Origin of the sequence: Planococcus massiliensis, assembly GCF_000821325.1 — a bacterium.
Taxonomy (GTDB): Bacteria; Bacillota; Bacilli; order Bacillales_A; family Planococcaceae; genus Planococcus; species Planococcus ruber.
In genome coordinates this window covers 1,649,104-1,674,921 of sequence record NZ_CCXS01000001.1, presented here as the reverse complement: position 1 = coordinate 1,674,921, position 25,818 = coordinate 1,649,104, and the positions used below count along the sequence as shown (strand labels likewise).

The following is a 25,818-nucleotide window of genomic DNA, read 5'->3' as shown; positions in this document are numbered from 1 at the left end:
TGTTTTCTTATATCCCTATCGTACCGTGTGCTTTGCACCCGGTCGTTTGATTTACATGACAAACAGGAAGCTCAATGTGACAATGCCGTCACTTACGGATATGATCGAATTCGTTTTCCATGGAAAAGGCCAATTCCATCGTTGTTCCTTTTGCCAATTCGGATTTGGCGTTCAACTGGATGCCGATTTTCTCTGCCACCATCTTCGCCAGATACAAGCCGAGGCCCGTTGCTGCATTCTGGATTCGGCCGGTCGAGCCTGTAAAGCCTTTATCGAAAATTCTCGGCAAATCGTGCGGTGCAATGCCCTGCCCTTGATCTTTCACCATTAACACTGTATGCCCTGATTCTTCGGTTCGCACGGAAATGGCGATCGTTCCGCTGTCCGGGCTGTACTTAACGGCATTTGAAAGAATTTGCCGCAGGGCAAAACGGCTCCATTTTCTGTCCGTTATCACACTCTGTTCCAGCCCATCCATTTCGACTTCCACGTTCTTCTCTAAACACCAGGACATCAATTCACGGATTTCGGCTGAAACCAGTTCTTTTAATTCTACTTCCTCCAAAGCATAATCGCTTTCGAGTGTCGGCAGCCGGCTTATGTATAATTGCTGGTCGATCAGTAAATAGATCCGCAGCCATTCCGCTTCAATTCGACTTGCAGCCGGCATGTCCCGATTCGAATCAATGATCAGTTTCATGGCCGTCAGCGGCGCTTTCGCTTCATGCACCCAAGCCGCTGTATAATCGCCTTGAATCATGCTGTTTTTCCGAACTTCCTCAAGCTGCGCTGCGAATTGCATTCCCTTTTCGATTAACAGGTCATTGATGATTTCTTCTTGTTTAAATCCAGCATCCGGCAGAGCTTCGACCCAGTCCATGCCGTTCGTTTCATCCATAGAAGCCAGTTCTTTTACATAAGCGGTTTCTTTGAAGTAGCGCCAAAGGATAAAGCAAACAAGAGAAACGATCACTAAAGCGTTCATATATAAAATGGAGGATGCCGCAACATCAATCCCAGGATCCAGCCACAGCAACAAGTCAATCGCACCCAATACAAAAATGATGAAAAAGATCCAGCTCATCCGGTCACGCAAAAAACGCAAGAACATCGAATCCCTCTTTTCTAAAAAGTGACGGCCACATAGCCGAGGCCTTTTTTCGTGATAATGGCATCGCCTAAATCGAGTTCCGCAAGTTTTTGCCGAAGCCTCGTGACATTCACCGTTAACGTATTGTCGTTGACAAACCGTTCATCGTCCCACAGTTTACGGATCAATTCATCACGTGAAACGATTTCATCTTTCGCATCGACTAGTACACTTAAAATGAAAAATTCGTTTTTCGTCAATTCGACTTCCCTTTCATCTCGCCGAATGAGGCCGCGTTTTAAATCGATGACGGCGCCGTTCCATTCTTTTACATCGGAGGATTCTTCACCGTAGGAATAGACGCGCCGAAGCGTCGCTTGGATTTTGGCAATCAGGACGTCTGAATGGAACGGCTTTTGCACATAATCATCGGCCCCCATCTGCATCGCCATTACCATATCCATCGGATGGTCGCGCGAAGAAAGAAAGATGATCGGCACTTTGGAAATCGACCGGATTTCACGGCACCAATGGAATCCATCGTAAACCGGCAACTGGATGTCCATGATGACCAGATGCGGTTTCTGTTCCATAAACCCTGTTAAAATTTCCTGGAAACTTTCAGGTCCGACCGCTTCAAGCCCCCATTTCTGCAGCCCTTCTTTCAGCGCTTGATAGATTGCCGGATCGTCTTCTACGATGTAGACTTTCATATCCATTACCCACACGCCCTTTCTTTCTTACATTCTACTGGAAATCCGAATCGACAAGCAACGACAACGCCAAAAGGCCCCGCCCGGTTAAGGGCATGGCCTGGTTGATCAACCTTTGATTTGGACTAACTGATTGCCTTCTACATCGTATTGCATCATCCGAACACTTGGATCCTTGTCGTACTCCAGAACCGCCATTATTTTTTCTTCTCCGGCTACTGCCTCCCAGTCCGCATCGTCCACTACCAGGAATTTATCCACATAGGCCCTCCCGTCACCGATAATTGAATTGCTTCCGTATTCCGCTTTCAACTCCTGCCCGCCAATTGTCAACCGTTCCTGCTCTTCTTTTGCGAAAAGCACCGCTTCGCCTTTCGATAAATCAGGCACGCTTTTCAGTGCTTCAGTCTTGTCTCCTCTGATTACTTCTCTCAGCAATTCCTTATCAACCAAAGCTTGCGCCGTCTGTTCACTTAGCACCATAACTTTTTCGCCATTGTCTTCCGCTATTTTAATTTGATACTGATCGTCGCTGACCATGCTGATTTCTTCTTTTTTATCTTCAATAGCCGACTGTTCTTGCTTCAATACTTCTTCGATATTCGGTTCATCCCCGTATACAATTAGGCCGTTCGCTTTATCGAGCCATCCGCATCCTGAAAGCAAAGTTCCTGCCAGAATAGCGGATGCACCGATCAATGTCATTTTCTTCATATGAATTTCCCCTTTCAATTCAGAACATGCGTCTTTCAGAAGCTCGTCCTTTATTAACTTTAGTATAAGAGGCTGCGCGAGAAGTTTCGTTCGTTCTAGATGACGCTATGCTTACAATATTGCAAGGAACGAAAAAAGAAGCTGCTTTTATGAAGCAGCTTCTCTCTAACCATGAATTCAGAACATCGGTTTGAACAGTGTGTAGAATACGGTCCCTTCCGGACTGGTCTCGATCTCGATTTTTGCATTATGCCTTGCTGCGATTCCGTAGGAGACTCCAAGCCCAAGCCCTGTGCCATTGTCTTTTGTCGTGTAGAACGGCGTTCCCAGTTTTTCCAGAATCTCTTTTTCAATTCCCGTTCCTTGATCCCGCACTTCCAACACGACGTCGCCGTCTTCTTTCATATAGGTCGAAATGGAAAGGGTCTTTCCGGCTTCCATTGCCTCCAACCCATTACGGCATAGATTGATCAGCAATTGCTTGATTTCATCCGGATTCAGGAAAAGCTCCGGAATCTGAGATGTCTGGATATCGATCAATTTGTTTTGGTTGATCGTATCAATTTCCAGCAAAGGTGCCACATCGTAGATCAATGCGTTCAAATCGGATTTTTTCAAATCGGATTTGTTGATATTGCCCATGGCCAGGAATTTCGTGATGATCGAATTGGCGCGGTCGAGTTCATCGATCATCAATTTAAAGTATTTCTTGTGCTCGCCCAAATCTTCCATCGTCAACAATTGCAGAAAGCCTCGGACAGTGGTCATCGGATTGCGGATTTCATGGCTGATCCCAGCCGCCATATGGCCGATCAGCTCCAGATTGGCCAGTCGCTTCAATTCTTTCTCGAAGTTCTTTTTTTCCGTTATGTTTTTGGACAAGCAGCAAATTCCTTCATCGTATGGATAAGCCACCATTTCCTGCCAGAAAACACCGGATGGGGAAGACAACTCGAAATGGACCGGTACCCTGTCAAACATCGCCTTATGGAATTGTTCGAACATAGCCGTCTCAGCCAATTCAGGAAACGTCTCCCAAATCGATTGGCCGAGGATATCACTCGACTCCATCCCTTTTGGCAGCGGCTGATGCTTATTGATATAGATAAACTTCCATTCTTTGTTGAGTGCGAAAAAGCCGTCGGTGATGCTTTCAATCACATCGGTCACGCGTTCATTGGCATTTGCCAATTCTTTCGTCCGTTCATCCACGAGTTCCTCCAGCTGTTCCATCTGCCAAAGGTTATCAAAATTGATGGCAGTGGCATCCAAAATGGATTGGACCAACTGAATGTCCGGATTGTTCAGCGAAATCGTTTTTTCGAAAAAGGATTCCACGGTTAAAACGCCCAGCACCTTCCCTCTGGAAATCATCGGGAATAACAGGACTCTGCGCTTGCCGTCCAGCGGAATGATCGCCATCTCCTTGTTGCGGAACACTTCATGCAATGTCGGTCCAAAGACTTGGCCCGTTTTTTCATTCATGCTTGAAGTCCATTCTTCCATTGGCCATAGGGAGTTTTCGCTGACTTTTGCAATCGCAATTTCTGAAGTGCTGCCGTCCCGGATGTGCAAAGCGGCATTCCGGCTGCCCCAAATTTTCCGCACGTAGGAAAAACTGATCGTTAAGCAATCTTTAATGGAAGAACAAGCTGAAAGTTCCCGGTTTGCATCCAATAAAAGCTGTTTCTCGCTGACCACCTTTTCTTTTTGCTCCAAGTTTTTTGCGTTCTGGATAGCAATAGCTGCCATATTCACGTAAGCTTCGGCACTTTGCAGTTCGGATTCATCCATTTGAATCTGGTTAAAGTAAAACAACTGGACCATTCCGAGCATTTCTTCTTTATAGATAATCGGCAAGGCCAATAACGATTTGATTTGCAGCGCTTCACAGACTTTAGGGTCTGGCCTGGGATCAAGCAGAACATCTTCGATATAAATGGTTTTTTTGGTTTCAATTAATTCTTTGGCTAAAAGATCCGTTTCCGGGTCAATGACCAATGAATAAATGGACATGCCATTCATATAGTCCGGCTTGCCTGCGCTGCCTCTGAATGTGCCATCGCCAACCGGAAGGAAAATTCCAACAGCATCGCATTGGATGATCTCTTCTGATATCGCAGAAGTCACATAATCCAAAACTTCATTCAATTCAAGTTTTTTATTGATGATTTTTGTGATTTCAAAAATCTTAGAGTTTCCGGTCGTCTCTTTTGCCATCGTCATTACTCCGTTCTATAAAGGAAACTATCAAGGAATAGAAGGAAAAATAGTCCATTCGGCTCCTTGCACATAAAAATTTCATTAGATACCAATAGCTTACCATATATTCCTATTTTATACTTACTCCTTTTTCTATATTTTAATCTTGCTTTTCATGACCCTGATTGAATATGATTAGAAACGAAAGGAGTTGATAAAATGAAAAAAGTGGCCATCGCAGAAATAATGATTCTGTTGTGTTTTTTCCTATTCGCAAACCCGGTTCAGGAAGCAAACCAGCTGCCTTCCCAACCGTTTAAAGAAGAACCGATTATTTCTTCAATGAAGATCGTCACAAAAGTGGACGCCCTCAGCCCCTCTACCTTGATGCTCGTCCAAAAGTGGGAAAAGCAAACGCCTGCAGCCGTTTTGCCGAGGCCATTTTTAGTTCGAGCCGAGCCCTCCTTCAGCAAACCAGAAGTTCCGTTTTTTAGGAACGCTGTGTTTTTAGGATTTATCCACGTGATCCACCACCAATCCAATTATCTCTCCTAAGGCCCTCTTCACCTTCAAATTCAACTATTAAAAAACAACGTCGCCTCGTTGCTTTTTAATAGAAGAAACGAGGCGCATAAGGGGCCAATAACATGAACGAAAAAAGTGAATTCCGAATCGCTCTGGAAGCGAATTTAATCGTGGGCGCATCTGCTTTATTATTTTTCGGCAGTATACTCGCTGTTGCGCAGTGGACAGGCAGCGACTTGATATCCATCTTCTCTGACCTTCCCTGGAACGAGATCAATACTTGGAGTGACATTCAGCGCAATTAATGAGGCGACAACAATCAAATCAAACGGATGGGGAAAGCATGCCTTTCTCCATCCGTTTTTTATTTTGCCCTATTTCGTCTTCCCTCTCCGTTTGACAACGCGCATCTTTTATGAGATTATTTCCTAACGACCGTTAGGAAGGTGAGAAATTGAAAGCAATGCTATTACTTGAAACAGCGATGAAGCACTTTGCGGAAGAAGGCTATGAAGGAGCCTCGCTCAGTAAAATCGCTGAAGAAGTCGGGATTAAAAAACCCTCTATCTATGCCCACTATAAAAGCAAAGACGATCTGTTCCTATCCGCTTTACACGATTCAATGGAATCCCAAAAAACGCAATTGGCTTCCTACTTTAATCTTTCGCGCAATCAATCGCTGGAAAAAACCTTGTTCGGCTATTTCCACTGGTTTGCGAAAGAATCGGATGAAAATGTCCAGATGAAGTTTATCTTGCGGACCGCTTATTTTCCCCCGCTGAAACTGGAAAAAGAAGTCGGCCAGCTATTCAATCCTTTTTTTGAGGACATGCATCGCCACCTTGCCCGGATGCTCAGGGAACGGGAGCGCCAGGAAAGGGTCCTGTACGAAGAAGATTACAGCAAAGCGGCATTGGCTTTTCTCACAATAGCCGAAGGAACAATGACGGAACTTGTATACAGCGGAATGGAGCAATACCAAAAGCGGCTCGAAGCCATTTGGCCCATTTTTTGGCGCGGCCTTTCGCTTTAAGAAATCAACAAATATGGACGGATTAACTTGCTTTATCATCTAAAGGAGAATTCTATGTGAAAACCAACAAACTTGTTTTAGCCACTTTATTATTGAACTTATTTATCGCCTTTTTAGGCATCGGCCTTGTCATTCCGGTAACGCCTACCATTATGAATGAATTGAATATTTCCGGGACCGTGGTCGGCTATATGGTTTCTGCATTTGCCCTCGCTCAGTTGATCATGTCGCCCATCGCGGGGAAATGGGTGGACAAATTCGGCCGTAAACCGATGATCATCATCGGCTTGCTCATTTTCAGCATTTCCGAACTTCTTTTCGGAATCGGTAAAAATGTAGAAGTCCTTTTCGTTTCACGGATTCTAGGAGGCGTCAGTGCTGCTTTCATCATGCCCGCTGTCACAGCTTTTATCGCTGACATTACAACGAGCAACACACGTCCGAAAGCATTGGGCTATATGTCGGCAGCCATTTCCACCGGATTTATCATCGGACCGGGAATTGGCGGATTTCTAGCGGAAATCGGCACCCGGCTTCCGTTTTTCTTTGCAGCGGGATTTGGCCTTTTCGCAACCATTCTGTCGCTTATCACATTAAAAGAACCGGCTCGCAATGATGAATACGACGATCAGCCGATTCAAAAAAGCGGATTCGGCAGAATCTTTGCACCGATGTATTTTATTGCATTCATGGTCATTTTGATTTCCTCTTTCGGACTTGCTTCATTTGAATCGCTGTTCGCTTTATTCGTGGACCATAAATTCGGCTTTACTGCCAAAGATATCGCCATTGTCATTTCGCTAGGCGCCATTGTCGGAGTCATCGTCCAAGTTGGGCTGTTTGACCGCTTGACCCGTTGGATTGGTGAAATCAGTTTAATCCGTTATAGCTTAATCATCTCCACTGCCCTCGTGCTCGTCTTAACGTATGTGACGAGCTACTGGGCGATTCTTTTAGTGACCATGACCGTGTTTACCGGATTCGATTTGATGCGTCCGGCAGTTACTACGTACCTTTCCCGCATTGCCGGGAATGAACAGGGATTTGTCGGCGGCATGAACTCCATGTTCACGAGCATCGGCAATATCATTGGGCCTATCATCGGCGGCATTCTTTTCGACATCGATTTGAACTATCCTTTCTATTTCGCCACTGCCGTTTTGGCCATCGGAATCGCGCTTGCTTTCGTCTGGAAGACTCCAGCAGCGCTTGGCACAAAAGCTAAAATCTAATTTGAACGAAAAAACCAGTGAGGCTGCAATTTCCTCACTGGTTTTTTATGTTTCCTCTATACTGTTTTAATTTATTCCAGCGTATTGCCTTCTGCCGGGATCGGGCTGTTTTTCAACAGACCGGCTAAATGGTACGTATTATACGCCAAGCGTTCGATCGCCGATTTCGTAAAGTCATTATTCCGGCCTGCTTCGATATAAGAAGGGCCCGGCCCCGCTTCTCCCACCCAGTAGGCGTCCACATTCGGCGGAATCAAAAAACCGATATGCGACAATCCGTAAAGGATCGAGGCCGCTGAGTGCTTCGCACCATCTTCATTTCCGGTGATGACAGCCCCACCGACTTTATTGTAGAAAATGGCTTGCCCTTTGTCGTTCGTTACACTGCTGCTGCCGTAAAGGCGTTCAATGGCCACTGTAGCGAGCGAACTTTTTTCGCCAAGCCAAATCGGCGTCCCGATAATTAAAATATCCGTTTCTTTGACCTTTTCCAGGATTTCCGGCCACTGGTCGTCCCCGCCCATATCTTCTTGCACGCCAAATGCAATGCGGTAATCGGCTAAACGGACGATTTCCGACTCCACTCCTAGGCTGTTGTAATGCACTTGGACATCGTTCATGAACCCTTCCGTGTTGGACGTTTCTCCGGAACTTTTCAGCGAACAGTTTAAGAATAGCGCTTTTAATGGCTGCATGCCTCTCATCCTTCCGTATTGAAATTCATTTTTGCTTCTATTATCAGGTGTTCCCTAGTCTGCGAAAACAAAACAGCCTATCCATGTACCTTAAAAAACCGCTGCGTCCATTTAAAAGACGCAGCGGTTTTTTAATCAATTTTTTCACAGAAATTTTTCCACCCATTTTTCGAAATTGGCCACGACGATATCCAAATACGCAATCGTAGCTTCATCGGTAAGATTGCCTTCTGCATCCATTTTCGTATGGACAGCGCCGATGTAGACATCATTGCCGATTAGGACCGGCGATTGAAGGCCCGCAGCAAACAAAATATCGCGTAAATGCATTTGCGCTTTTACAGTCCCTAAATTGCCCATGGATGCACCCATAATCCATGAAGGTTTCCCGATCATGACTTTATCCACGCGGGATAGCCAGTCGATGGCATTTCCTAAGACGCCAGGAATGGTGGAATTGTATTCAGGCGTCACCCAAAGAACGGAATCCGCTTCTTTAACTTTGTTCTTAAACTCGACAATTTCCGGCGGCATGTCGTTTTCAATGTCCTGGTTGTATAAAGGCAGAACGCTCAGATCCAAAATTTCAATTTCAAAACGGTCCGCGTAGCGGTTTTTCACATATTCCGCTAATTTCCGGTTGAACGATTCTTTCCGGACACTTCCGACAATAACTGCAACTTTCATCCAAATGACCTTCTTTCATGTTGTAGTAGCGAATAAATCACTCTAGTGCTAGAAATCAATCTGTTTTCTAGTTTAAATGAAAAAGAGCATAAGTGCCAATGACTTACGCTCCTCCTAAAAATCAAACCGTTTTCTTCTTCGTTGGGGTAAACAAGGTAATAATCAAAGCGACCACTGCTAAAATCATCATCAAGTAATAAGCATCTCCGGTTCCATAAGCAACAGCGAGTCTTTGGATGGCTGCAGCTGCCGAATCGGCCATTTCCACAGCCAATTCACTGGCATAGCCTGCCGATTGTGTACTGAACACGGTAATGACCACTGCAGTGCCGATTGAACCGGCAATTTGGCGCACCGTATTGTTAACTGCCGTACCGTGCGTAATAAGGACTTTTGGCAAAGCATTTAAACCGGCGGTGTTCAGCGGCATTGTAATGAAACTCAAGCCAATCCGTAAGAATACCGTGCGAATCATCAAGAATAGATAACTTGTATCTGCCGATAAATCCGTAATGACCCACATCGAAGGAATGATAAAAATCAGCCCGATGCTAAACAGCGGCTTTGCCCCGAACCGGTCGAAAAGTTTTCCGGTAACCGGCGAAAGCAGCGCATTGATGAGAGCGCCGGGCAAAAGGAGCAGCCCAGCATCAAATGCCGTAAAACTTCGCCCATTTTGAAGATAAATCGGCAAAAGCGTCATATCTGCATAAAGCATCATGGTCACCAGCACATTGATAAGCGAGGTCATCGTGAACGTCTTATTTTTAAAAACGCGTAAATTCAGGAGTGGATCTTCCGATTTAATTTGGCGCAGGCAAAAAATGCAGGTAAAGGCTATTCCCGCAACAATCTCGCTCAAAACAATTGGGTTTCCCCACCCTTCTTTCCCGGCGCTGCTGACTCCGTAGAGAATGAGGCCAAAACCGATGGTCGACAGGATGACGCTTAGGACGTCCAGTTTCGCTTTTTCGGTTTCCGTCACATTCACCAAGTATTTAAGCGCCAGCAAAATGATGACGACGACAAAAGGAATCAATCCGATAAATAACCAGCGCCATGAAAAGTACTCAATGACAAAACCGGCAAGCGTCGGCGCGATCGCCGGCGCAAAAATAATGGCAAGGCCAATGATGCCCATCGCACTTCCCCGTTTTTCAATCGGGAAAATGAACATGACAACGCTCATCATAAGCGGCATAATAATTCCTGCGCCTACTGCCTGGATCATCCGTCCGGCAAGCAGGATGGAAAAGCCCGGAGCAATTGCGCACAGAATCGAGCCGATCAGCAAGAACAGCATCGAACTGATAAACAATTGCCGTGTAGAAAAACGTTTCATCAAATAAGCGGTAATCGGAATCAGCACCCCATTTACAAGCATGAACCCCGTGGATATCCATTGGACCGTCGTCGCTTCGACAGAAAACACCTCCATCAAGCTGCTTAACGCGACATTGAGGAGCGTCTGATTTAACGTGGACAGAAAGCACCCTAAAATCATGACGGTCAATAAAACTTTCGTATTGATATTGTTAGCCATTTTCTTTTCCCTTCTCCATTGCTTTTTCGACATGATGTCAATAAAATATATGATAACAACTTTGAATTCCCATTCCTATTAACAAATTTCTGCCATTTGTCAACAAAGCAACAGTTCACTTCAAAATGTTGAAGAAAACAAAGATAATAGACAAAGGAGCTAGACATGAGCACACCCAAAAAGGCTGATCCGCGGTCATTAAGATCGAAGCGGGAGTTGAAAAGAGCGGTCGTTTCCCTCTTAAGTGAGAATCCCGACATTTCTTCTCTGACCGTCCAGAAAATTGCCGATAAAGCAGAACTGAACCGCGCCACTTTCTATTTGCACTACTTGGACATCAACGACTTATTGCACCATTTAGTGCAGGAAATCTTTGACGACTTGTCGCAAAAACTTGCCCCATTTCTTGAAATTGAATCGATGAAAGATGAGGAAAAATTGCTGAGCTTCCTTGATTATTTTTATGAGCATCGAAAGCTTTTTGCCGTTTTATTCGAAGGTCCGCAGTTTAAAATCAAACTGCACGAACTCCTGAAGGATTTTGTCCAAAACAGAAGAGGTATACGGGGGGCGGCCAATCGGGAAAATCTCGTTTCCATCGACTTGCTGGCAGCTTCGCTTCTGGGGATCATCATGTGGTGGATCAAACAAGGCACTTTCTACAGTTCCGAGTATATCGCGCATCAAATCAGTTTAATGTATCAAAAATAATCAAAAAAGGCCGTCAGAATTTTTTTGACGGCCTTTCTCTTAAAAAGATAATTATTTGTCGTGCACTTCCACATAAACGGTGCCAATCACTTTTTCATTGAAGACCGCTTTTAACTGCCACATGCCTCCTTCAGGGATTTCCATAGTCGTCGGGATATGGTGGTCTGCCCCGTTATTCGGGCTTGGAATGGACTTCTCTTCTGGCACAACAATGATTTCTTCACTGCTGTTTTCGTGCTTTCCGAGTACTTTGAAAGTACCGGTAAGTTCAACGTCGCTCCCCCAGAAATGCCACATGTATTTTTGCGGGCTGTTTGCCATGAAATGAGCCGCCTCGCCGTGAATGAAACCGGCGCGCCCTTCTTCTCCAATCATTGTATAGCCGTTCGCATCAAATAGGGGACTTTCATGCCATTTGGACTCTGTAGTTTTTTTCAAAAGCATAAACTCCTTTTGCCCCTCCCACTCGATTTCTCCTGGAATTTCGTCCGTACCTTTATAAAGGATGCATCTTAAACATTCATCAAAATCAACAGTTGCTTCATTCAATCCTTCATTCAAGAGCAGGGATCCTCCGAACGACTCCAGGTTCTTTTTATAAGTGAAGTCATAATTGATTTCTTCCGGCTGCTGCCCATCGCCGATAAATTCAACCGACATAAACGCCGAGCGGACGCCGTCGCCAAGATCTTTTTGCGTATAGGTCACTTTCCAATTCTCACTTTGGTCTGTAAAGTTTGTGATTGGGACCATCCTTTGTCCAGACGATGCCGGCTGCATCTCGCTTCCATTCTGGGCAAGAGCATAGGCGAGAAAAGATCCGATAAATGCCAACAAAATGAGGAATAGCGCAGAAACTTTGAAAGTGCAGAAACGATTCCGTGATTTTTTCGTTGACTTGATTTCATTGTTCATTTTCAAAAGAATTTTATCTTTCATCGATTCAGAAAAGCGGGGCTTTTCTCCAATAACCTTATCCATTTCCCGTTTAAATTTGTTCATCCAGCAGCCCCTCCCATTCCTGTGCATGAATCTTCTCTTTCAGTAGGCTCTTTGCTCTTCGCTCTTCGCAGCCGAGTTTTTACTGTGTTTTCGGAACAGCCCAGCACCTGGCTGATTTCTTTTGTTGTAAATTCCTGGTAATAATAAAGAAGAATCGCTTCCCGGTAATGGATAGGCAGCGCAAGAACTTTTTTCAACAGCACTGCTTGGCCAGACAGCTGTTCTACCGCTTCTTCTGGCGTTTTGTTCCGTGAAATCAACTGGCCGATCGATTCTGTAAACAGGGAGCACCGATTTTTCCAGCTCCGGAGATGATCATGGCATTTGTTGACGGCGATCTTGGAAAGATATGTTTTTAGCGATGCGCGCTGTTGAAACTGCTCCGCTTTCTGGTAATACGCCAGGAAAACTTCTTGTACGATGTCTTCTGCTGCCGCCCAATCCTTCACGTATAAATAAGCGAGCCGTATCAAGTATTCCCCGTGTTCGTCCATGGCTTCTTTTAGCTGCTCTTTTGCAGTCCATTCTATGTATTCATTTGCCACACCATCACCCCCCTTTTTAAACACCCCATAGACGTAAGTTTCAAAAAAATAGTTTCACAAGTTTCTTTTTAAGAATTCCTCGAACTTTTATTTTCTTCTGGCGTCCTAAAGAAATAGAGGAATTCTAATCTTCAGGCAATCCGGGCTCTTTCTAATATAAACGAAGTCAGCTGGATTAAACGACAGTAACGAGGAAATTTCTATTTTCCGTTTCTTTACAGTATGGTATACTTTTTATTTCGTGGACCGTGAACATTAATGGAGGTTGTATGATGGAAGTTTTGATTTTGCAGATGATGGAGGCGCTGAAGAGTTTATCCTATTTCGGGATCATGCTTGCGCTGACGTTTGAATTTGTGCCCGCTGAGCTGGTGCTTCCTTTGGCAGGCTATTGGGTATATGAAGGTGACCTCGTTTTAATTGGCGCGATTTTAGCCGGTTCGATCGGCGGGGTGCTTGGGCCTTTGACTTTATATGCACTGGGACGCTACGGCGGACGCCCAATGGTTATCAAATACGGAAAGTATTTTCTGGTCAAGGAAGAGCATATTGATAAATCCGACCGCTTTTTCGAAAAATACGGCGCGGGTGTCGCCTTTTTAGGAAGATTCGTTCCCGGAGTCCGTACTGCCGTTTCCATTCCATGCGGGATGGCTAAAATGAATGTGTGGAAATTTATGTTCTTCACGTACCTCGCCATGCTGCCGGTCACAGCGATCTATGTGTACTTGGGCTATCGCCTCGGTCCGCAATGGGCAATGGCTGGTGAATTATTCGGCCAATACGCCAACTACTTATTGATTCCGATTGCCCTTGTCGTGATTTGGTTTGTACTGAAGCAGCGGCGTAAAGTGAGATCCATTTAAAAAATTATGCAAAGCCAACAGACGCGGTCTGCTGGCTTTTTATTTTTACGATATCGCGTTTGCCGCGGCTCTCCACCTTTCGCTTTCCTTTTGGCAATGGGATATGCCATACTTCAATTGGCTTTTATAGATGTGTTGATCAATCCGCAGAAAGGTATTGGGTGCAATGAAAATTTCTCATAAAAAATACGCAGTTTCCAGCACAATTCTCACCATCATCGTCTGTTTCTTGATGGGTTTTATCGATGCCTATACTTTTCTGGTGCAGGACGAGGTATTTGCCAGTGCCCAAACAGGCAACTTTGTCAGCATGAGCGCCAAGCTCTTCTCTGGAGAATGGCAGGAAGCGCTCAGCCACGTTTGGGTCATTGCGGGATTTGCAGCCGGCGCATTTGCCGGAGAAGCGATGCTGGATCGATATAAAGAAAAAGGGTTTGCCAAATACCGCTATTTTCTTTTCTTCCAGTCCATCCTTTTGCTTTTTCTTGCAATTTTTGAAAAGCGGACGGAGGACTTGATCATCTTAATCGCCTTGGGCCTCCTTGCCGGTTTTGTTTTGACTACGTTTCGAAACGTCAATGAAACCATGGTTAATAACGGAATTATGACCGGCAATTTGAGAAATCTAATGGGCTTCTTTTATCAAATGATTTTCCGGAAAGATGCAGAAGCCAAACGGCATCTTGTCAACCTGGCAGCCACCATCCTTATTTTTGTGCTTGGCGTCGGAGCTGGCACTCTCACCATTTTATTGAACGCCGACTACCATTTATGGGCCGCTTTCTTCATCTCCACCGGTGCTTTTGCCTGGGCTCTGCTTTCTCCTGCCTTGTCAAAACCATAAAAAAAGCCATCCGTTGGGATGGCTTTTTAAATTGCTTTATCCAATTTTTGATTCGAGGCGGCTATTCGCCAATTGGATGGCCAAACAGTCGTCCAAATAGCCGATGGCAAAGAGGTAGTCATGCAGAAGATCAAGCGGCATGATGAAATACAGCAATGCCCCGCCCATGATGGCCAGCTCTTTTTTTGTGCCGTTCGCTTGATCGTAATGCTGCTTCCATTTTTTTAATAACTGCAGGTAGCGGCCGGCATTTCCGAAATGCTTTACTTTCGAGCTGAACGACTCTTTTAACATTTCATGCCCTTCCTCGGTCTCCGCAAATAAAGAGCAGCCGTCCAGTTCGGCAGCAATCCGGTCCATCGTGATGCGTTCATCCTGCATTTTCACCAGTGCCAGCATATGCCGCATCTCAGCCGTCGCCGGTTTTTCTTCCCCATCTTCCGAGGCACTTCGCTTTGCCGCTTTCGGCAAATCCACCGCCGTGCCTTCAGCAGCAATTAAATCAGAGAGCGGCATCTCTAATATTTGGGCAAAAACTTTTAAATGGTCAAGCGTAGGCTTTCTTTTGCCATTGAGGATCCGAGAAATTGTCGCTTTGTCCACACCGGTCAACTCCGCAAAATGCCGGAGTGTATAATTTCGTTCATTCCACTTTTTCTGCAATAATTCGCCGATGCCCTTTTTTATTTCTGGCAAATGAACTTCCTCCTTCCATTTCTAATAGCTGGTGTTTAAATCTTGATGGTTTCTACTTTAAGCACTCGTTGATATATTGTCAAATTAGCTATCCGTTGACAAATTGTCAACACCTCTTTAAACTCTTGGTAGACTGACCGTTTTCCAAGAAAAGATGAGGTGATGGAATGAAACGAGCAAAAATCAGGAAAATCAAAAGAAAAAAAGTTTCCATTTTGCTGATGGGCATATTAGCGGCCAGTTTAGCGCTTGCTTGTGCTACCGCCTATAGCCAATTTAACCCGAAAAAAACCGTAACTTCCGGTCCCGCTGCATACATAAACAAAGAATCTGACGAGACAGACGAGGAAATTGCAGATTTTGACATGGAGAGCATCAATCTTCTCTTGATTGGAAGCGATCGAAGAGAAGAGGAATATGGATTATCGGACGCATTGATGATCGTAAACTACCAGCCCGAATCTAAAAGAGTCCGCCTTGCCTCCATCATGCGCGATGCTTATGTCCATATTCCCGAACACGGCATGCAAAAAATCAATGCTGCCCATGCCTTCGGCGGCCCTGAATTGGTCAGTGAAACAATAGAAGAGAATTTTGGCATCAAAACGGATTATTATGCAGCCGTTGATTTTAACGGGTTCCCTAAGCTTTTAGACCTCATCATCCCAAGCGGCATCGAAATCGACATTCCATATGAAATGTCCCACGGCATCGGCATGACGTTAGAACCTGGAAAACAGACCTTGCATGGCGATCAATTATTGGGCTATGTCCGTTTCCGGCATGACAAAAACAGCGACTATGGACGCGTCGAAAGGCAGCAGGAAGTGCTGTCCGCGGTGAAAGACCAAGGAGTCGAATTTAAGACTTTGCTCAATCTGCGAAAAATAATTGCAGCTGCCGATACGTATATCGATACGGATATTGATAAAAAGTCAATGCTCAGCCTTGGCAAATCCCTGATCCAAAACGGAACAGCCGATATGGAGACGCGTCGCATCCCGGCGGCAGACACATTCACAGAAGAACGGAAAGATATTGGTGAAGTGCTGGTATTGGATTTAGAAGCAAATCAAAACGTGTTGGAGGACTTTTTCAAGTAAGTTTCCTCTTACAGAATGCATTTATTGCTCGAGGAAAGGAGTTTTCACATGCGCAACTGGGAGTTTATGGAGTGGACAGAGAATATCGATCATGGAACGACCACAAAAGGCTTTCCCTTCTATCAAGTGGGCATCAGCGGTTGGAACGCCGATGGCCCATCATCCAATAAAGAACAGCTGATCCGTATTCGGACCGTAAAAAATAATTTGTCGATCACGACGCATATCGACTACCTCCACCCCGATGCCCGATTTAACTTAAATGCCCGCAGGTTGGCAAAAGAGATCACGTTCTATTTGGAAGACTCATTTCGGGACGAATTTTCCCGTACTTGATTTTCATCTTTTTTTCCTCTTCCGGTTTTACCCATCAGGCAAGGCGGCCAGCTTATGTTAGTCAATTGCCGGTATCGGGTATAGCACATCAAAGACATTTATCGATTTGAGGAGGAAACAGAATGGATTCTACAATTTGGCTCTATGCAGCACTGGGGATCGTCGTACTTGGCATCATTATCGCAGGTATAGGGGTATTCCTAATGATCAAAGGGATTAAAGAACCGATGAAGGAAATCAAAGGCTCTGCGAATAATTTGAAAGACCGGATGGACAATTTAAAACTTGAAACGACAAGCCTGCAGCACCATGCTAATGAGATCAAAGAAGATGTACAAGTGAAGTCAGAGAAAATCACGTTGTTCCTCGATGCAGCCAAAGGCACTAAGAATTCAGTAGTGGATTTGAACTCATCGGTTCGCGCCATTACGAAGGATATTACGCATCAAGTCGACAATGACCGCCATCAGCAAAAGCAAGTCGAACAATGGAGCAATACCGCGGTGACGATGCTTGCCATGGCACAGGAAAAACAGCTTCCGAAGCATAAGCTGGAAGAACATGCAGACCCTGTCTATGAATTTGAAAACTAGTCTCGGATTTTACAAAAGGGCAGCCGCTTCGGCTGCTCTTTCTTTTTGCACAAAAAAGCCGGCATGTGAAACCCTTGCCGGCTTTAGTAAATTCTATTGCAACCAACGGATTAATTAACCGCTTGTTTTTTCTCATTTAACTGGCTTGAAAGATCCTGGAACCATTCTTTATCATCCGTAGCTAAGGCAAGATCAATCAGGAATTCCAACTCCGCCACTTCTTTCGATTCTGCTGCGGGCAGGCTTTCGACGATTTGGATCGGCATTGCGATCGTCATGCCGATAATGGCTTCATTGTCGCTTTCTACCACAGTAACATTCACAGCTTCTTTCAGGACATTCATGGAATCGATATAGCCGATAATCAGTTCGCCGTGGCGGGATTTGCCTTTTACCCAATCACTTGTCTTTAGAATCATCTTGTTCGTTTCCATACTGATGCACCTACTTTATGATTTTTTATTTCCTCAACTTAAATCTATTGCTTAATGTCCTTGATTCCCTATTGTTTCCGTCGCAAACCACTTCTCGGATGAAAATGAAACGATCCGGGTAGCTGCTTTTAATTTTACTCCTCCCCCGTGCCCGAAACAATTTATATGCCTCGAATTCAAGATAAGATCTCTTACGGTTCTCTGTTGCAATAATTCCATTGGAATAGATCGAAATCAATGAATTTTGTGGTAAACTAACGAATATACGTTCTGCTATTTCGACATTATATTATCTACCTAAACGAAAGGATGCGACGGAAATGGATCGGGATACCGTATTAAAAGAACTGGAAGCACTGGGCACAGAACGCACGAAAAAAAGGTACCTCAGCAACGGTGCACGGGAGCCGCTTTTCGGTGTCGCTACAGGCGCAATGAAGCCGCTTGCCAAGAAAATCAAGAAAGACCAGGCTTTAGCTGATGAACTTTACGCTACCGGCAACTTCGATGCCATGTATTTTGCAGGCGTGATCTCTGACATGAAAACACCGGAAGAATTTGACCGCTGGATGGAAGACGCCTATTTTTTCATGCTGTCCGATTATGTAGTAGCTGTTTCTTTGGCAGAAGCGCCATTTGCCCAGGAACTGGCGGATAAATGGATAGCGAGCGGCGAGGAACTGAAGAGGTCTGCAGGCTGGAGCTGCTATTGCTGGCTGCTCGGGAGATGGCCGGACAGTGCGTTCGACAAAAACAAACTTTCCGCAATGCTTGACCAAGCAAAAGAACAGATCCACGACGCACCAGACCGCACCAAAGTATCCTTGAACAATTTCATCTTGACCACCGCGATTTCCTTCGAACCGCTTCATGAAAAAGCAGTGGAAACGGCTGCAGCCGTCGGTCCGGTAGAAATCCGCAAAGACGAGAAAAAAAGCAGCACTTTGCTTGCTTCTGAAGCCATCCAAAAAGCGGTGGACCGGGGCCAGCTCGGGTTCAAACGGAAATATGTGCGGTGCTGACACTCACCTTCCCCATCACTTGCCCATTGCGGCAAGGTGATGGGTTTCTTTCTTTTCAAAACCATTCAAAAAGCAGCTTTCATTAACAGGGTTTGACGATTAAAAGATATAATGGACCCTGAGTACAATTTTAGATAGGGGGATAACATGAGAAGCGGCAACCCAAGTTTAAAAGATGACAAATTTATCCGCACCACTTCAAAGGATAATGGCCGGTTGATGACGATTCAAGGGACGGTCAATAAAACCTTCATTCTCCTGCTTTTGGTATTGGCTACGTGTGTCTATTCATGGAATCAATTTCTCCACGATCCGGCAAGTGCAACTCCGTTAATCCTGATCGGGGCGATTGGCGGCTTTATCACAGCTTTAATTACCATTTTCGTTCCTAAAATTTCTCCGATCACCGCACCGATCTATGCATTATTGGAAGGCCTGTTCATCGGAGCGATTTCCGCTCAGTACGAAGTCCAATTTGGCGGAATCGTGTTCCAGGCTGTGCTATTGACCATCGGGGTGTTATTGAGCTTATTGATCGCTTATAAATCCAGTTTGATCAAAGTCACGCAGAATTTCAGGCTGGGGGTCTTTGCGGCTACCGGCGCTGTCTTTGTCGTTTACCTGATTTCCTTCATCGGCAGTTTTTTCGGTTTTCAAATCCCGTACCTGCACGAAGCAAGCCCGATCGGCATTGCGATCAGTGCCGTAATTGTCATTATTGCTGCATTAAACCTCGTGCTGGATTTTGACTACATCGAAAATGCAGCAGCCAAACGCGTGCCGAAATACTTTGAATGGTACGGGGCATTCGGCTTGCTTGTGACGCTCATCTGGCTGTACCTCGAAATTCTTCGGCTGTTATCGAAAATCCGGAGCCGATAAAAAAAACGCCCACTGGGCGTTTTTTCTATTTCTTTAACATGGCGCTGTGCAAAGAATATTAACAGCTACACATGGGCTGCTTGCTTCAATTGACTTTCCATGTCGTCGAGCCATTTCACGCATTTATTCAGTATCCACGGGAATGGATGGTAGTAAAGCGGCTGTTTCTTATAGGCAAGCCCCTGTACATTTCCGTGTGCCGCTAATATTCGATAGGCTTCCGAAGCTTGCGGAACGATTGCCGATTTGGTTCCCCATCCCGCAATGACCGCATCTGCCTGCTGCAACTGATTTTGCAGCTCATGATGCCGGCCGCTCGAAAAAATAGTATGGCGGTTATCTTCCTGTTGACCCATCAACTGCTGCGTTTCCCAATACTCTTCAAACTTCCCTGTTCTTATGTCCGTCAGATTGATGACATTGATCCCGTCCCAGTCCATTCGCTCCATTAGCCGCATCAGCTGATGCAGCGAATTATCGGGAACAGCCGGAACCAATGGAGGCATCTCCACTTTCCCGCGAAATACCGGAATCGATTCTACTCCTGAAAGCGGCAGGCTCTTCCCCGGATTCAACAGCACCAGTAAAGCATTTACCCGCTCCACTTCCCTATTCCTTCTGCGGATTGCTGCAAGGCTCCGGCAAAGGCGGCGCTGGCCATCCACCTCCAAATCATAGAAAGTTCCTTCAGTCGAATAAATGGACTCCAACTCTTTTCCTGACAGAAACATCTAATTCCTCCCCAACTTTATTTTCTTAATTGAAGAAGCGTCTTTTGAATGGCCAGCAACGGAATCTGCCATCTGATATGTAAGTAAGTTCATAGTAGCATAAGGAACATACGTTCACAATCAATTTAAAAAACTATTCAAATAAACAACTTATGAATTAAAATTTGACAGAATATTAACTTTTCAGCACAATGAAACTGTGTTTGTTTAACAATTGAACAAAGATGGGAGATGTGCAAATGAAGAAGTTGAATATTGGGATGGTCGGCTATAAATTTATGGGGAAAGCACATAGCAATGCATACCGTGCGCTGCCGATGTTCTTTCCCGACCGCCTCCACCCTGCGATGAAAGTGATTTGCGGACGAAATAGAGAGGCAGTCGCATCCGCTGCTCACCAATTTGGTTGGGCGGAATCCAGCTCTGATTGGAAAACACTTGTTTCCCGGGAAGACATCGACGTGGTCGATATCAATGCCCCGAGCAATGCCCATAAAGAAATTGCGATAGCTGCAGCTCAGGCCGGCAAACATTTGTATTGTGAAAAACCGCTGGCCCTTTCATTGGCGGATTCCCGTGAAATGCTCGAAGCGGCCGAAAGTGCAGGCATAAAGCACATGGTCGGATTCAATTACCGGTTTGCCCCTGCAGTGATCCTTGCGAAGAAATTGATCGACGAAGGGCGGTTAGGCGATATTTATCATTTCCGGGGGTGGTTTCTGCAAGACTGGCTGGTTGATCCGGACTTCCCTCTTGCTTGGCGCCTTCAGCAGGAAATCGCCGGTTCCGGCGCACACGGAGATTTAGGAGCCCATCTCATCGACATGGCGCATTACCTCATCGGCGATATGGCAGAAGTCATCGGCATGAGCGAAACCTTCATCAAGGAACGGCCGCTGCCAAGCGACTCAGGCGCTCTATCTGCGACAAGCGGCGCAGCAGCAGAAAAAGGACCGGTCACGGTGGATGATGCCACGCTATTTATGGCGCGTTTTGCAAACGGCGCACTCGGCAGTTTTGAAGCGACCCGCTTTGCGAGCGGCCATCGCAGCACCAATTCATTTGAGATCAACGGTTCCAAAGGCAGCGTCATTTTCGACTTTGAGCGCATGAATGAGCTGCAGGTGTATTTCACTGATGACCAAGAAGATGTCCAGGGATTCCGCCGCGTGCTCGCAACCGATTCAGCCCACGCGTATTCAGGCGTATGGTGGCCAACGGGGCATCCGATTGGATATGAGCATACCTTCACCCATGCTTTTGTTGAATTTCTGGATGCCATTCAAGAGGATCGGCTGCCTTCCCCAAACTTTCACGATGGGGTTAAATGCCAGCAAGTGCTCGAAGCGGTGGAACAATCAATAAAAGAACGAACATGGATTGACGTGGCAAGCCTTTAACAGAAGTAATTTATCAGTCAGGAGTGAACAACTTTGAAGAAAAAAGCATTGATTGTGCAGGGCGGCTGGGATGGTCATGAACCCGAGCAAGTTGCAGGTATCTATAAAGAACTGCTCGTCTCGGAAGGGTTCGAAGTGGAGATTTCCGATTCACTGGAAGCCTATGCAGATCCCGAAAAATTGAAAGCGCTTCACTTAATTGTGCCCCATTGGACGATGGGAGAAATCGACCCTCAATATGTGCGGAATGTATCGGAAGCGGTCATTAGCGGTGTCGGGCTCGCTGGAAGCCACGGGGGCATGTGTGATTCTTTCCGGAAAAATGTGGACTGGCAGTTTATGACCGGCGGCAATTGGGTGGCTCATCCAGGAAACGACGGCATTGAGTATACCGTCAATATTAAGCAATCTTCGAGTCCGATTTTAGAAGGCCTTGACGATTTCAAAGTCATCAGCGAACAATACTACCTGCATGTCGACCCGGCCGTCGAAGTGCTGGCCACTACCCGCTTTCCGGTAGCTCACGGGCCGCATGTCCTGAATAAAGCCGTAGATATGCCAGTGGTCTGGACGAAGCGTTGGGGTGTCGGGCGCGTATTCTACAGTTCGCTTGGGCACGTAGCGGATATCGTCGCAATGCCTGAAGTTTCATTTATTATGAAAAGAGGCTTTTTATGGGCCGCAGAAGGAAAAGAGCTTTACGGTGAACCGAATCATCAAAACCGGAATGCTTTTGATAATACTCAAATTTATACCGGTATGGGCGACAGCCAATAACATCGAGGAGGATCAGGATGAAGCCATTTACGGTCGGCATTATCGGCTGCGGATACATAAGCTCCATTTACATGGAAAATATCCCGGCTTACAACCATTTAACGTTAGCAGCTTGTGCAGATCTGGATTTAGAACGCGCTCGATCGCAAGCCAAACAGTTCGGAATTCCGAAAGCTTGCAGCGTCCAGGAATTGCTGGATGATCCAGAAATCGATATGGTCATCAATTTAACGCTGCCGAAAGTCCATGCGGAAGTTTCGCTTCAAATCTTGGAGGCCGGCAAACATGTATATGTCGAAAAACCATTGGCGATCGATCTCGAAGATGCAAAACGCGTGTTAGCCAAAGCCGCTGAAAAAGGGTTGGCTGTCGGAAGCGCCCCGGACACTTTTTTGGGGGCCGGCATCCAGACCGCTCTTCAGCTGATTGAAAACGGAGAAATTGGCGGTCCGATCGGCGCGTCGGCTTTTGTCATCGGACGCGGGCACGAGCATTGGCATCCGAATCCCGCTTTCTATTACGAAAAAGGCGGCGGTCCGCTATTTGACATGGGCCCCTATTACCTGACCGCTTTGATTGCCCTTCTTGGCCCGATCAAACGAATTGCGGGATCCGCCCGCATCAGCTATCCGGAACGAACCGTCACCAGCGAACCAAACGCCGGACAGAAAATCACTGTTTCGACTGAAACCCATATAGCCGGGACGATCGATTTTGCATCCGGCGCTATCGGTACGCTGACATCAAGTTTTGATGCCTTTGGCGGCTCTTCCCTTCCGCCCATTGAAATCTACGGCAGCGAAGGCACCCTGCTCGTTCCGGATCCGAACACCTTCGGCGGCCCAGTGCGGATAAGGAAAAAAGGGGAAGAGAATTTCACCGACATCCCGCTGGTTTCTGATTTGCAGGAAAACGAACGCGGGCTCGGTGTCGCGGACATGGCCGACGCTATTTTGAACGGACAGAAGCACCGGGCGAGCGGAAAGCTTTCTATGCATGTGCTGGAAGCGATGCACGGTTTCCTGATTTCTTCGCAGAAAGGCGTTTATTACGAAATGGAAAGCAGCTGCGAGAAACCGGATGCAGCGCCTTGAAATGGCAAAGTATTTAATCAAGCGAAAGCATAGTTTAAGACAGAATGATTAAGGGTTGACTCTATATGAAGAAAAAAGGATTTTTCATGGTGCTGGCCCTTCATTCTATGAATGGTCTATCTATTTCAACAAAGTTAAAAAACCTCCAGAACACCGGAGGTTTTTTGACTTTTTTATAAACTTCTTTTCTTTTTATGAAATCCAATCAGCAGCTCGACCCTATTATCCTAAAGGATATTCCCCGTATTTCGCCCATAGCTTCGGAAACTTGCGGCTCAAGGTTTCTTCGTCATCTTCATCCCAGTCAAAGTCAATTTCCGGATCCGGCTTTTCATCTGCCAGCGAATAATAGATCTCGAGGTAATCCTCTTGCTCAAGCCCCGTCTTTTCTTCAAACGCAATCGTCGCGCACGTCAGCAAATCTTCAAACTCCGGTACATCTTCTTCTTTTCCCAAATAAGGCATGATGCTCTCAGGATCGGCCAACGCTTTTTCGTACGCATCTTTCCCTAAGAACACGAGCCAGGCGCGAAAATAATCAAAGGAATCGTCTGAACAGCCGCCCATAATGATATAGGCTGCAGCCCACAAATCGGACGTATACGATTTTTGATAAACCCGATTGAATTGAATATCAAAATGAACGATTTCACGGATGGATTTTCTCGACAAATACGCTGTAAGCCATTCAAGCTGTTCTTCCATGTAGTCGCCCCTTTGATGGGCGGCATCGATTAGCCGCCAAAATTCCGCTTCAGTCATTTGCATGGCTTGACCGCTATCCTCTCCCTGGTCCCGGTAGCCTTTTTTCAGTTTTGACTGGATCAGCTTATTCGCTTCTCGCAGGCAATGTTCTTCCGAAGAAAACTCTTTCGTATTAATGGAGCCTTGCGTTCCGATTTTTCCGTAAGACACGATAAACATATTCCCTTGCACTTTAATTTTCCAAAATTTATTGGAAAATGCAGTGATGCAGACAAGTGACCTTTCCATGTGATTCCACCTTTATTCGCATATTCTTCACTCAAGGGTAACATACTTTGCATTGGTAAAATCGATGGTTTATTTTCGTTAATTCTCGATTTGCTCTTTTCTTCCGAAGCGGAAAAACATGAAACGCAGACCATAATTCACTGCTAGCATCCGAATGCCCACGACGATGAAAACAGCAAGGGTCAACAGCAGCGGCGAAGTCCAGCCGAGCCAGACATAAACGCCGCAGAACATCGCCAATACAGCGTGGATCTCTTCTTTTAACGCGAGCGGTTTTTTGCCTGCTAGTAGATCGCGGATCATCCCGCCGCCAAGTCCCGTGAACATTGCAGCCAATAGCATGAGACCGAGATGGCCATTAACAAGTTTTACCGTCAGCGCACCTTGCAGCGCAAAAGTGGCGAGTCCAATCGAGTCAAATAAGAGCCCCCACCTTTTCCAGTGCTGGGTCCACTTCAAGGGCAATAGGACAATGATGGCGAGGGTCGCAAACACAATCGCAATTGTCTGTGATTCCCATAGAGCAGAAACCGGCGCCCCGATCAATAAATTCCGGATCGTCCCTCCCCCAAAAGCAGTCGTTAATCCCAATACAAATACGCCGACAAATGAAAATTCCGCTTCAATGGCCACCAGCGCTCCACTGGCAGCATATGCGGTTACTCCAATAATGATTAAAATCGTCCAAAACACGCCCAATTCCTCCAATTTTTCAACTCGACCCCGCATGAATACTTCGCTAATGTCAGTCTATTGTGAACTTTTAAAAATACAAAAACCACCATTCTACAGGTATGGTTAACCTGTAGAATGGTGGTTAGTTAATTGCACTTGCGTACCTTATCCCAATCCGCCGCTTTTTATATGCAATTCGTTTTTAACTGCTCATCAATCGGCTGATCAAAAACAAATATCGAAATCACTTCGTCGTCCTCGACATGAATATCTGTAAACAACTTCTCGAATTTCGCACCAACCAATTCTTCCATGTCAGTGGGGGGAATTTGATTGTACAGCTCCTTGATCATCTGCGTTCGAGCCTGCCGAATCATATCTCTCCCATTTTCGTTCTGAATCATAAAATGTTCCACTGGACTTAGGCTGCCACTCATATGAGCGATGGCCCAATTGTTTTGAAACGTCACTTTTATTTTTTCAGGACCTTTGCCCACATGTTTTTTCCGATAAGCACGAACTAAATTAGCAAACTGCTGTTCACGCTGCTGTATTGAAAGTGTAATCACTCAAACCTTCTTTCAACTAACTATATGATCTTAGACTAATTTGTTAAAAATTGATTGCCAATTTTCATTTAAACAGTATACCACTATATTAAAGATATGCCACATTCTAAG

General features: G+C 45.7%; 30 protein-coding genes. 15 read left to right on the top strand and 15 right to left on the bottom strand.

The annotated features are described in order from the left end of the window. Positions 1-88: 88 nt before the first annotated feature. The 4 genes from BN1080_RS08145 to BN1080_RS08130 all read right to left on the bottom strand — a co-directional run bounded on the left by BN1080_RS08145 (position 89) and on the right by BN1080_RS08130 (position 4,737). Positions 89-1,111 carry a sensor histidine kinase gene (locus BN1080_RS08145; protein ID WP_052651578.1) on the bottom strand — a complete coding sequence of 341 codons (1,023 nt, stop codon included), beginning with the start codon at positions 1,109-1,111 and terminating at the stop codon, positions 89-91. A 14-nt stretch (positions 1,112-1,125) separates the two neighbouring features. Continuing rightward, on the bottom strand, positions 1,126-1,809 hold the full coding sequence (locus BN1080_RS08140) for a response regulator transcription factor (protein ID WP_324607154.1): 684 nt from the start codon (positions 1,807-1,809) through the stop codon (positions 1,126-1,128). Between the two features lie 102 nt (positions 1,810-1,911). Beyond that, positions 1,912-2,517 carry a lipoprotein BA_5634 family protein gene (locus tag BN1080_RS08135; RefSeq protein WP_052651577.1) on the bottom strand — a complete coding sequence of 202 codons (606 nt, stop codon included), beginning with the start codon at positions 2,515-2,517 and terminating at the stop codon, positions 1,912-1,914. A gap of 177 nt (positions 2,518-2,694) precedes the next feature. After that, positions 2,695-4,737, bottom strand: a complete 2,043-nt coding sequence (locus tag BN1080_RS08130; protein ID WP_052651576.1) for a GAF domain-containing sensor histidine kinase — start codon at positions 4,735-4,737, stop codon at positions 2,695-2,697. A gap of 201 nt (positions 4,738-4,938) precedes the next feature. On the opposite strand from BN1080_RS08130, the gene BN1080_RS08125 reads away from it, so the two are divergent. The 4 genes from BN1080_RS08125 (at position 4,939) to BN1080_RS08110 (ending at position 7,509) form a co-directional block, all read left to right on the top strand. Then, positions 4,939-5,274: a hypothetical protein gene (locus BN1080_RS08125; RefSeq protein ID WP_052651575.1), complete on the top strand. Its 336-nt coding sequence runs from the start codon at positions 4,939-4,941 to the stop codon at positions 5,272-5,274. Between the two features lie 92 nt (positions 5,275-5,366). Then, positions 5,367-5,549 carry a hypothetical protein gene (locus BN1080_RS08120; protein WP_052651574.1) on the top strand — a complete coding sequence of 61 codons (183 nt, stop codon included), beginning with the start codon at positions 5,367-5,369 and terminating at the stop codon, positions 5,547-5,549. A 158-nt stretch (positions 5,550-5,707) separates the two neighbouring features. Further along, on the top strand, positions 5,708-6,277 hold the full coding sequence (locus BN1080_RS08115) for a TetR/AcrR family transcriptional regulator (RefSeq protein ID WP_234398998.1): 570 nt from the start codon (positions 5,708-5,710) through the stop codon (positions 6,275-6,277). A 56-nt stretch (positions 6,278-6,333) separates the two neighbouring features. Continuing rightward, on the top strand, positions 6,334-7,509 hold the full coding sequence (locus BN1080_RS08110) for an MFS transporter (RefSeq protein WP_052651572.1): 1,176 nt from the start codon (positions 6,334-6,336) through the stop codon (positions 7,507-7,509). Between the two features lie 71 nt (positions 7,510-7,580). On the opposite strand, the gene BN1080_RS08105 is transcribed toward BN1080_RS08110, so the two are convergent. From BN1080_RS08105 to BN1080_RS08095, 3 genes are all read right to left on the bottom strand, one after another. Then, entirely contained in the window at positions 7,581-8,204 is a 624-nt protein-coding gene (locus BN1080_RS08105) for a flavodoxin family protein (protein ID WP_052651571.1), read from the bottom strand. A 144-nt stretch (positions 8,205-8,348) separates the two neighbouring features. Then, positions 8,349-8,891, bottom strand: a complete 543-nt coding sequence (locus BN1080_RS08100; protein WP_052651570.1) for an NADPH-dependent FMN reductase — start codon at positions 8,889-8,891, stop codon at positions 8,349-8,351. A 121-nt stretch (positions 8,892-9,012) separates the two neighbouring features. Continuing rightward, positions 9,013-10,434, bottom strand: coding sequence for a DHA2 family efflux MFS transporter permease subunit (locus BN1080_RS08095; RefSeq protein ID WP_110925601.1), 1,422 nt, complete (start codon positions 10,432-10,434; stop codon positions 9,013-9,015). Between the two features lie 165 nt (positions 10,435-10,599). On the opposite strand from BN1080_RS08095, the gene BN1080_RS08090 reads away from it, so the two are divergent. Further along, positions 10,600-11,145 (top strand): TetR/AcrR family transcriptional regulator, encoded by a 546-nt coding sequence (locus BN1080_RS08090; RefSeq protein WP_052651568.1) that lies wholly within the window; start codon positions 10,600-10,602, stop codon positions 11,143-11,145. A 51-nt stretch (positions 11,146-11,196) separates the two neighbouring features. On the opposite strand, the gene BN1080_RS08085 is transcribed toward BN1080_RS08090, so the two are convergent. Both BN1080_RS08085 and BN1080_RS08080 read right to left on the bottom strand, forming a co-directional pair. Next, positions 11,197-12,147: a hypothetical protein gene (locus BN1080_RS08085; protein WP_052651567.1), complete on the bottom strand. Its 951-nt coding sequence runs from the start codon at positions 12,145-12,147 to the stop codon at positions 11,197-11,199. Further along, the gene (locus tag BN1080_RS08080) at positions 12,144-12,692 is read right to left on the bottom strand and encodes a sigma-70 family RNA polymerase sigma factor (RefSeq protein WP_234398947.1); all 549 of its coding nucleotides are present in this window, start codon (positions 12,690-12,692) and stop codon (positions 12,144-12,146) included. Before BN1080_RS08080 ends, BN1080_RS08085 begins: the two co-directional genes overlap by 4 nt. A 272-nt stretch (positions 12,693-12,964) precedes the next feature. Here BN1080_RS08080 and BN1080_RS08075 point away from each other — a divergent pair, with 272 nt between their 5' ends. Together BN1080_RS08075 and BN1080_RS08070 are read left to right on the top strand one after the other, a co-directional pair. Then, positions 12,965-13,558: a DedA family protein gene (locus BN1080_RS08075; protein WP_052651564.1), complete on the top strand. Its 594-nt coding sequence runs from the start codon at positions 12,965-12,967 to the stop codon at positions 13,556-13,558. A gap of 166 nt (positions 13,559-13,724) precedes the next feature. Continuing rightward, on the top strand, positions 13,725-14,402 hold the full coding sequence (locus tag BN1080_RS08070; protein ID WP_052651562.1) for a YoaK family protein: 678 nt from the start codon (positions 13,725-13,727) through the stop codon (positions 14,400-14,402). A gap of 36 nt (positions 14,403-14,438) precedes the next feature. On the opposite strand, the gene BN1080_RS08065 is transcribed toward BN1080_RS08070, so the two are convergent. Beyond that, a complete protein-coding gene (locus BN1080_RS08065; protein ID WP_052651560.1) occupies positions 14,439-15,098 on the bottom strand; it encodes a helix-turn-helix domain-containing protein in 660 nt (219 codons plus the stop codon). A 167-nt stretch (positions 15,099-15,265) separates the two neighbouring features. Between BN1080_RS08065 and BN1080_RS08060 the strand changes: the two genes are divergently transcribed. From BN1080_RS08060 to BN1080_RS08050, 3 genes are all read left to right on the top strand, one after another. Next, on the top strand, positions 15,266-16,201 hold the full coding sequence (locus BN1080_RS08060) for an LCP family protein (protein WP_052651558.1): 936 nt from the start codon (positions 15,266-15,268) through the stop codon (positions 16,199-16,201). Between the two features lie 48 nt (positions 16,202-16,249). Then, complete coding sequence (locus BN1080_RS08055) at positions 16,250-16,537, top strand: hypothetical protein (RefSeq protein ID WP_052651556.1); 288 nt, start codon at positions 16,250-16,252, stop codon at positions 16,535-16,537. Between the two features lie 122 nt (positions 16,538-16,659). After that, on the top strand, positions 16,660-17,130 hold the full coding sequence (locus tag BN1080_RS08050; protein ID WP_052651554.1) for a DUF948 domain-containing protein: 471 nt from the start codon (positions 16,660-16,662) through the stop codon (positions 17,128-17,130). Between the two features lie 110 nt (positions 17,131-17,240). Here BN1080_RS08050 and BN1080_RS08045 read toward each other — a convergent pair whose 3' ends face one another. Then, the gene (locus tag BN1080_RS08045) at positions 17,241-17,564 is read right to left on the bottom strand and encodes an IDEAL domain-containing protein (RefSeq protein ID WP_052651552.1); all 324 of its coding nucleotides are present in this window, start codon (positions 17,562-17,564) and stop codon (positions 17,241-17,243) included. A 320-nt stretch (positions 17,565-17,884) separates the two neighbouring features. Here BN1080_RS08045 and BN1080_RS08040 point away from each other — a divergent pair, with 320 nt between their 5' ends. Together BN1080_RS08040 and BN1080_RS08035 are read left to right on the top strand one after the other, a co-directional pair. Beyond that, entirely contained in the window at positions 17,885-18,586 is a 702-nt protein-coding gene (locus BN1080_RS08040) for a DNA alkylation repair protein (RefSeq protein ID WP_052651550.1), read from the top strand. A gap of 147 nt (positions 18,587-18,733) precedes the next feature. Further along, positions 18,734-19,468 carry a Bax inhibitor-1/YccA family protein gene (locus tag BN1080_RS08035; RefSeq protein WP_052651548.1) on the top strand — a complete coding sequence of 245 codons (735 nt, stop codon included), beginning with the start codon at positions 18,734-18,736 and terminating at the stop codon, positions 19,466-19,468. Between the two features lie 65 nt (positions 19,469-19,533). On the opposite strand, the gene BN1080_RS08030 is transcribed toward BN1080_RS08035, so the two are convergent. Next, positions 19,534-20,199, bottom strand: coding sequence for a DUF1643 domain-containing protein (locus tag BN1080_RS08030; protein ID WP_052651546.1), 666 nt, complete (start codon positions 20,197-20,199; stop codon positions 19,534-19,536). Between the two features lie 239 nt (positions 20,200-20,438). Between BN1080_RS08030 and BN1080_RS08025 the strand changes: the two genes are divergently transcribed. Genes BN1080_RS08025 through BN1080_RS08015 form a run of 3 tightly spaced genes read left to right on the top strand, consistent with a single transcriptional unit; the run spans position 20,439 to position 23,470 of the window. Continuing rightward, positions 20,439-21,599 carry a Gfo/Idh/MocA family protein gene (locus tag BN1080_RS08025; RefSeq protein WP_052651544.1) on the top strand — a complete coding sequence of 387 codons (1,161 nt, stop codon included), beginning with the start codon at positions 20,439-20,441 and terminating at the stop codon, positions 21,597-21,599. 33 nt (positions 21,600-21,632) lie between these two features. Next, complete coding sequence (locus BN1080_RS08020) at positions 21,633-22,376, top strand: ThuA domain-containing protein (protein WP_052651542.1); 744 nt, start codon at positions 21,633-21,635, stop codon at positions 22,374-22,376. A 17-nt stretch (positions 22,377-22,393) separates the two neighbouring features. Then, complete coding sequence (locus BN1080_RS08015; RefSeq protein WP_052651540.1) at positions 22,394-23,470, top strand: Gfo/Idh/MocA family protein; 1,077 nt, start codon at positions 22,394-22,396, stop codon at positions 23,468-23,470. 222 nt (positions 23,471-23,692) lie between these two features. On the opposite strand, the gene BN1080_RS08010 is transcribed toward BN1080_RS08015, so the two are convergent. From BN1080_RS08010 to BN1080_RS08000, 3 genes are all read right to left on the bottom strand, one after another. Beyond that, positions 23,693-24,463, bottom strand: coding sequence for a DUF4240 domain-containing protein (locus BN1080_RS08010; protein ID WP_052651538.1), 771 nt, complete (start codon positions 24,461-24,463; stop codon positions 23,693-23,695). A 78-nt stretch (positions 24,464-24,541) separates the two neighbouring features. After that, a complete protein-coding gene (locus tag BN1080_RS08005; RefSeq protein ID WP_052651536.1) occupies positions 24,542-25,156 on the bottom strand; it encodes a trimeric intracellular cation channel family protein in 615 nt (204 codons plus the stop codon). Positions 25,157-25,323: 167 nt separating this feature from the next. Continuing rightward, positions 25,324-25,707 carry a Na-translocating system protein MpsC family protein gene (locus BN1080_RS08000; protein WP_052651534.1) on the bottom strand — a complete coding sequence of 128 codons (384 nt, stop codon included), beginning with the start codon at positions 25,705-25,707 and terminating at the stop codon, positions 25,324-25,326. Between the last annotated feature and the right edge of the window lie 111 nt (positions 25,708-25,818).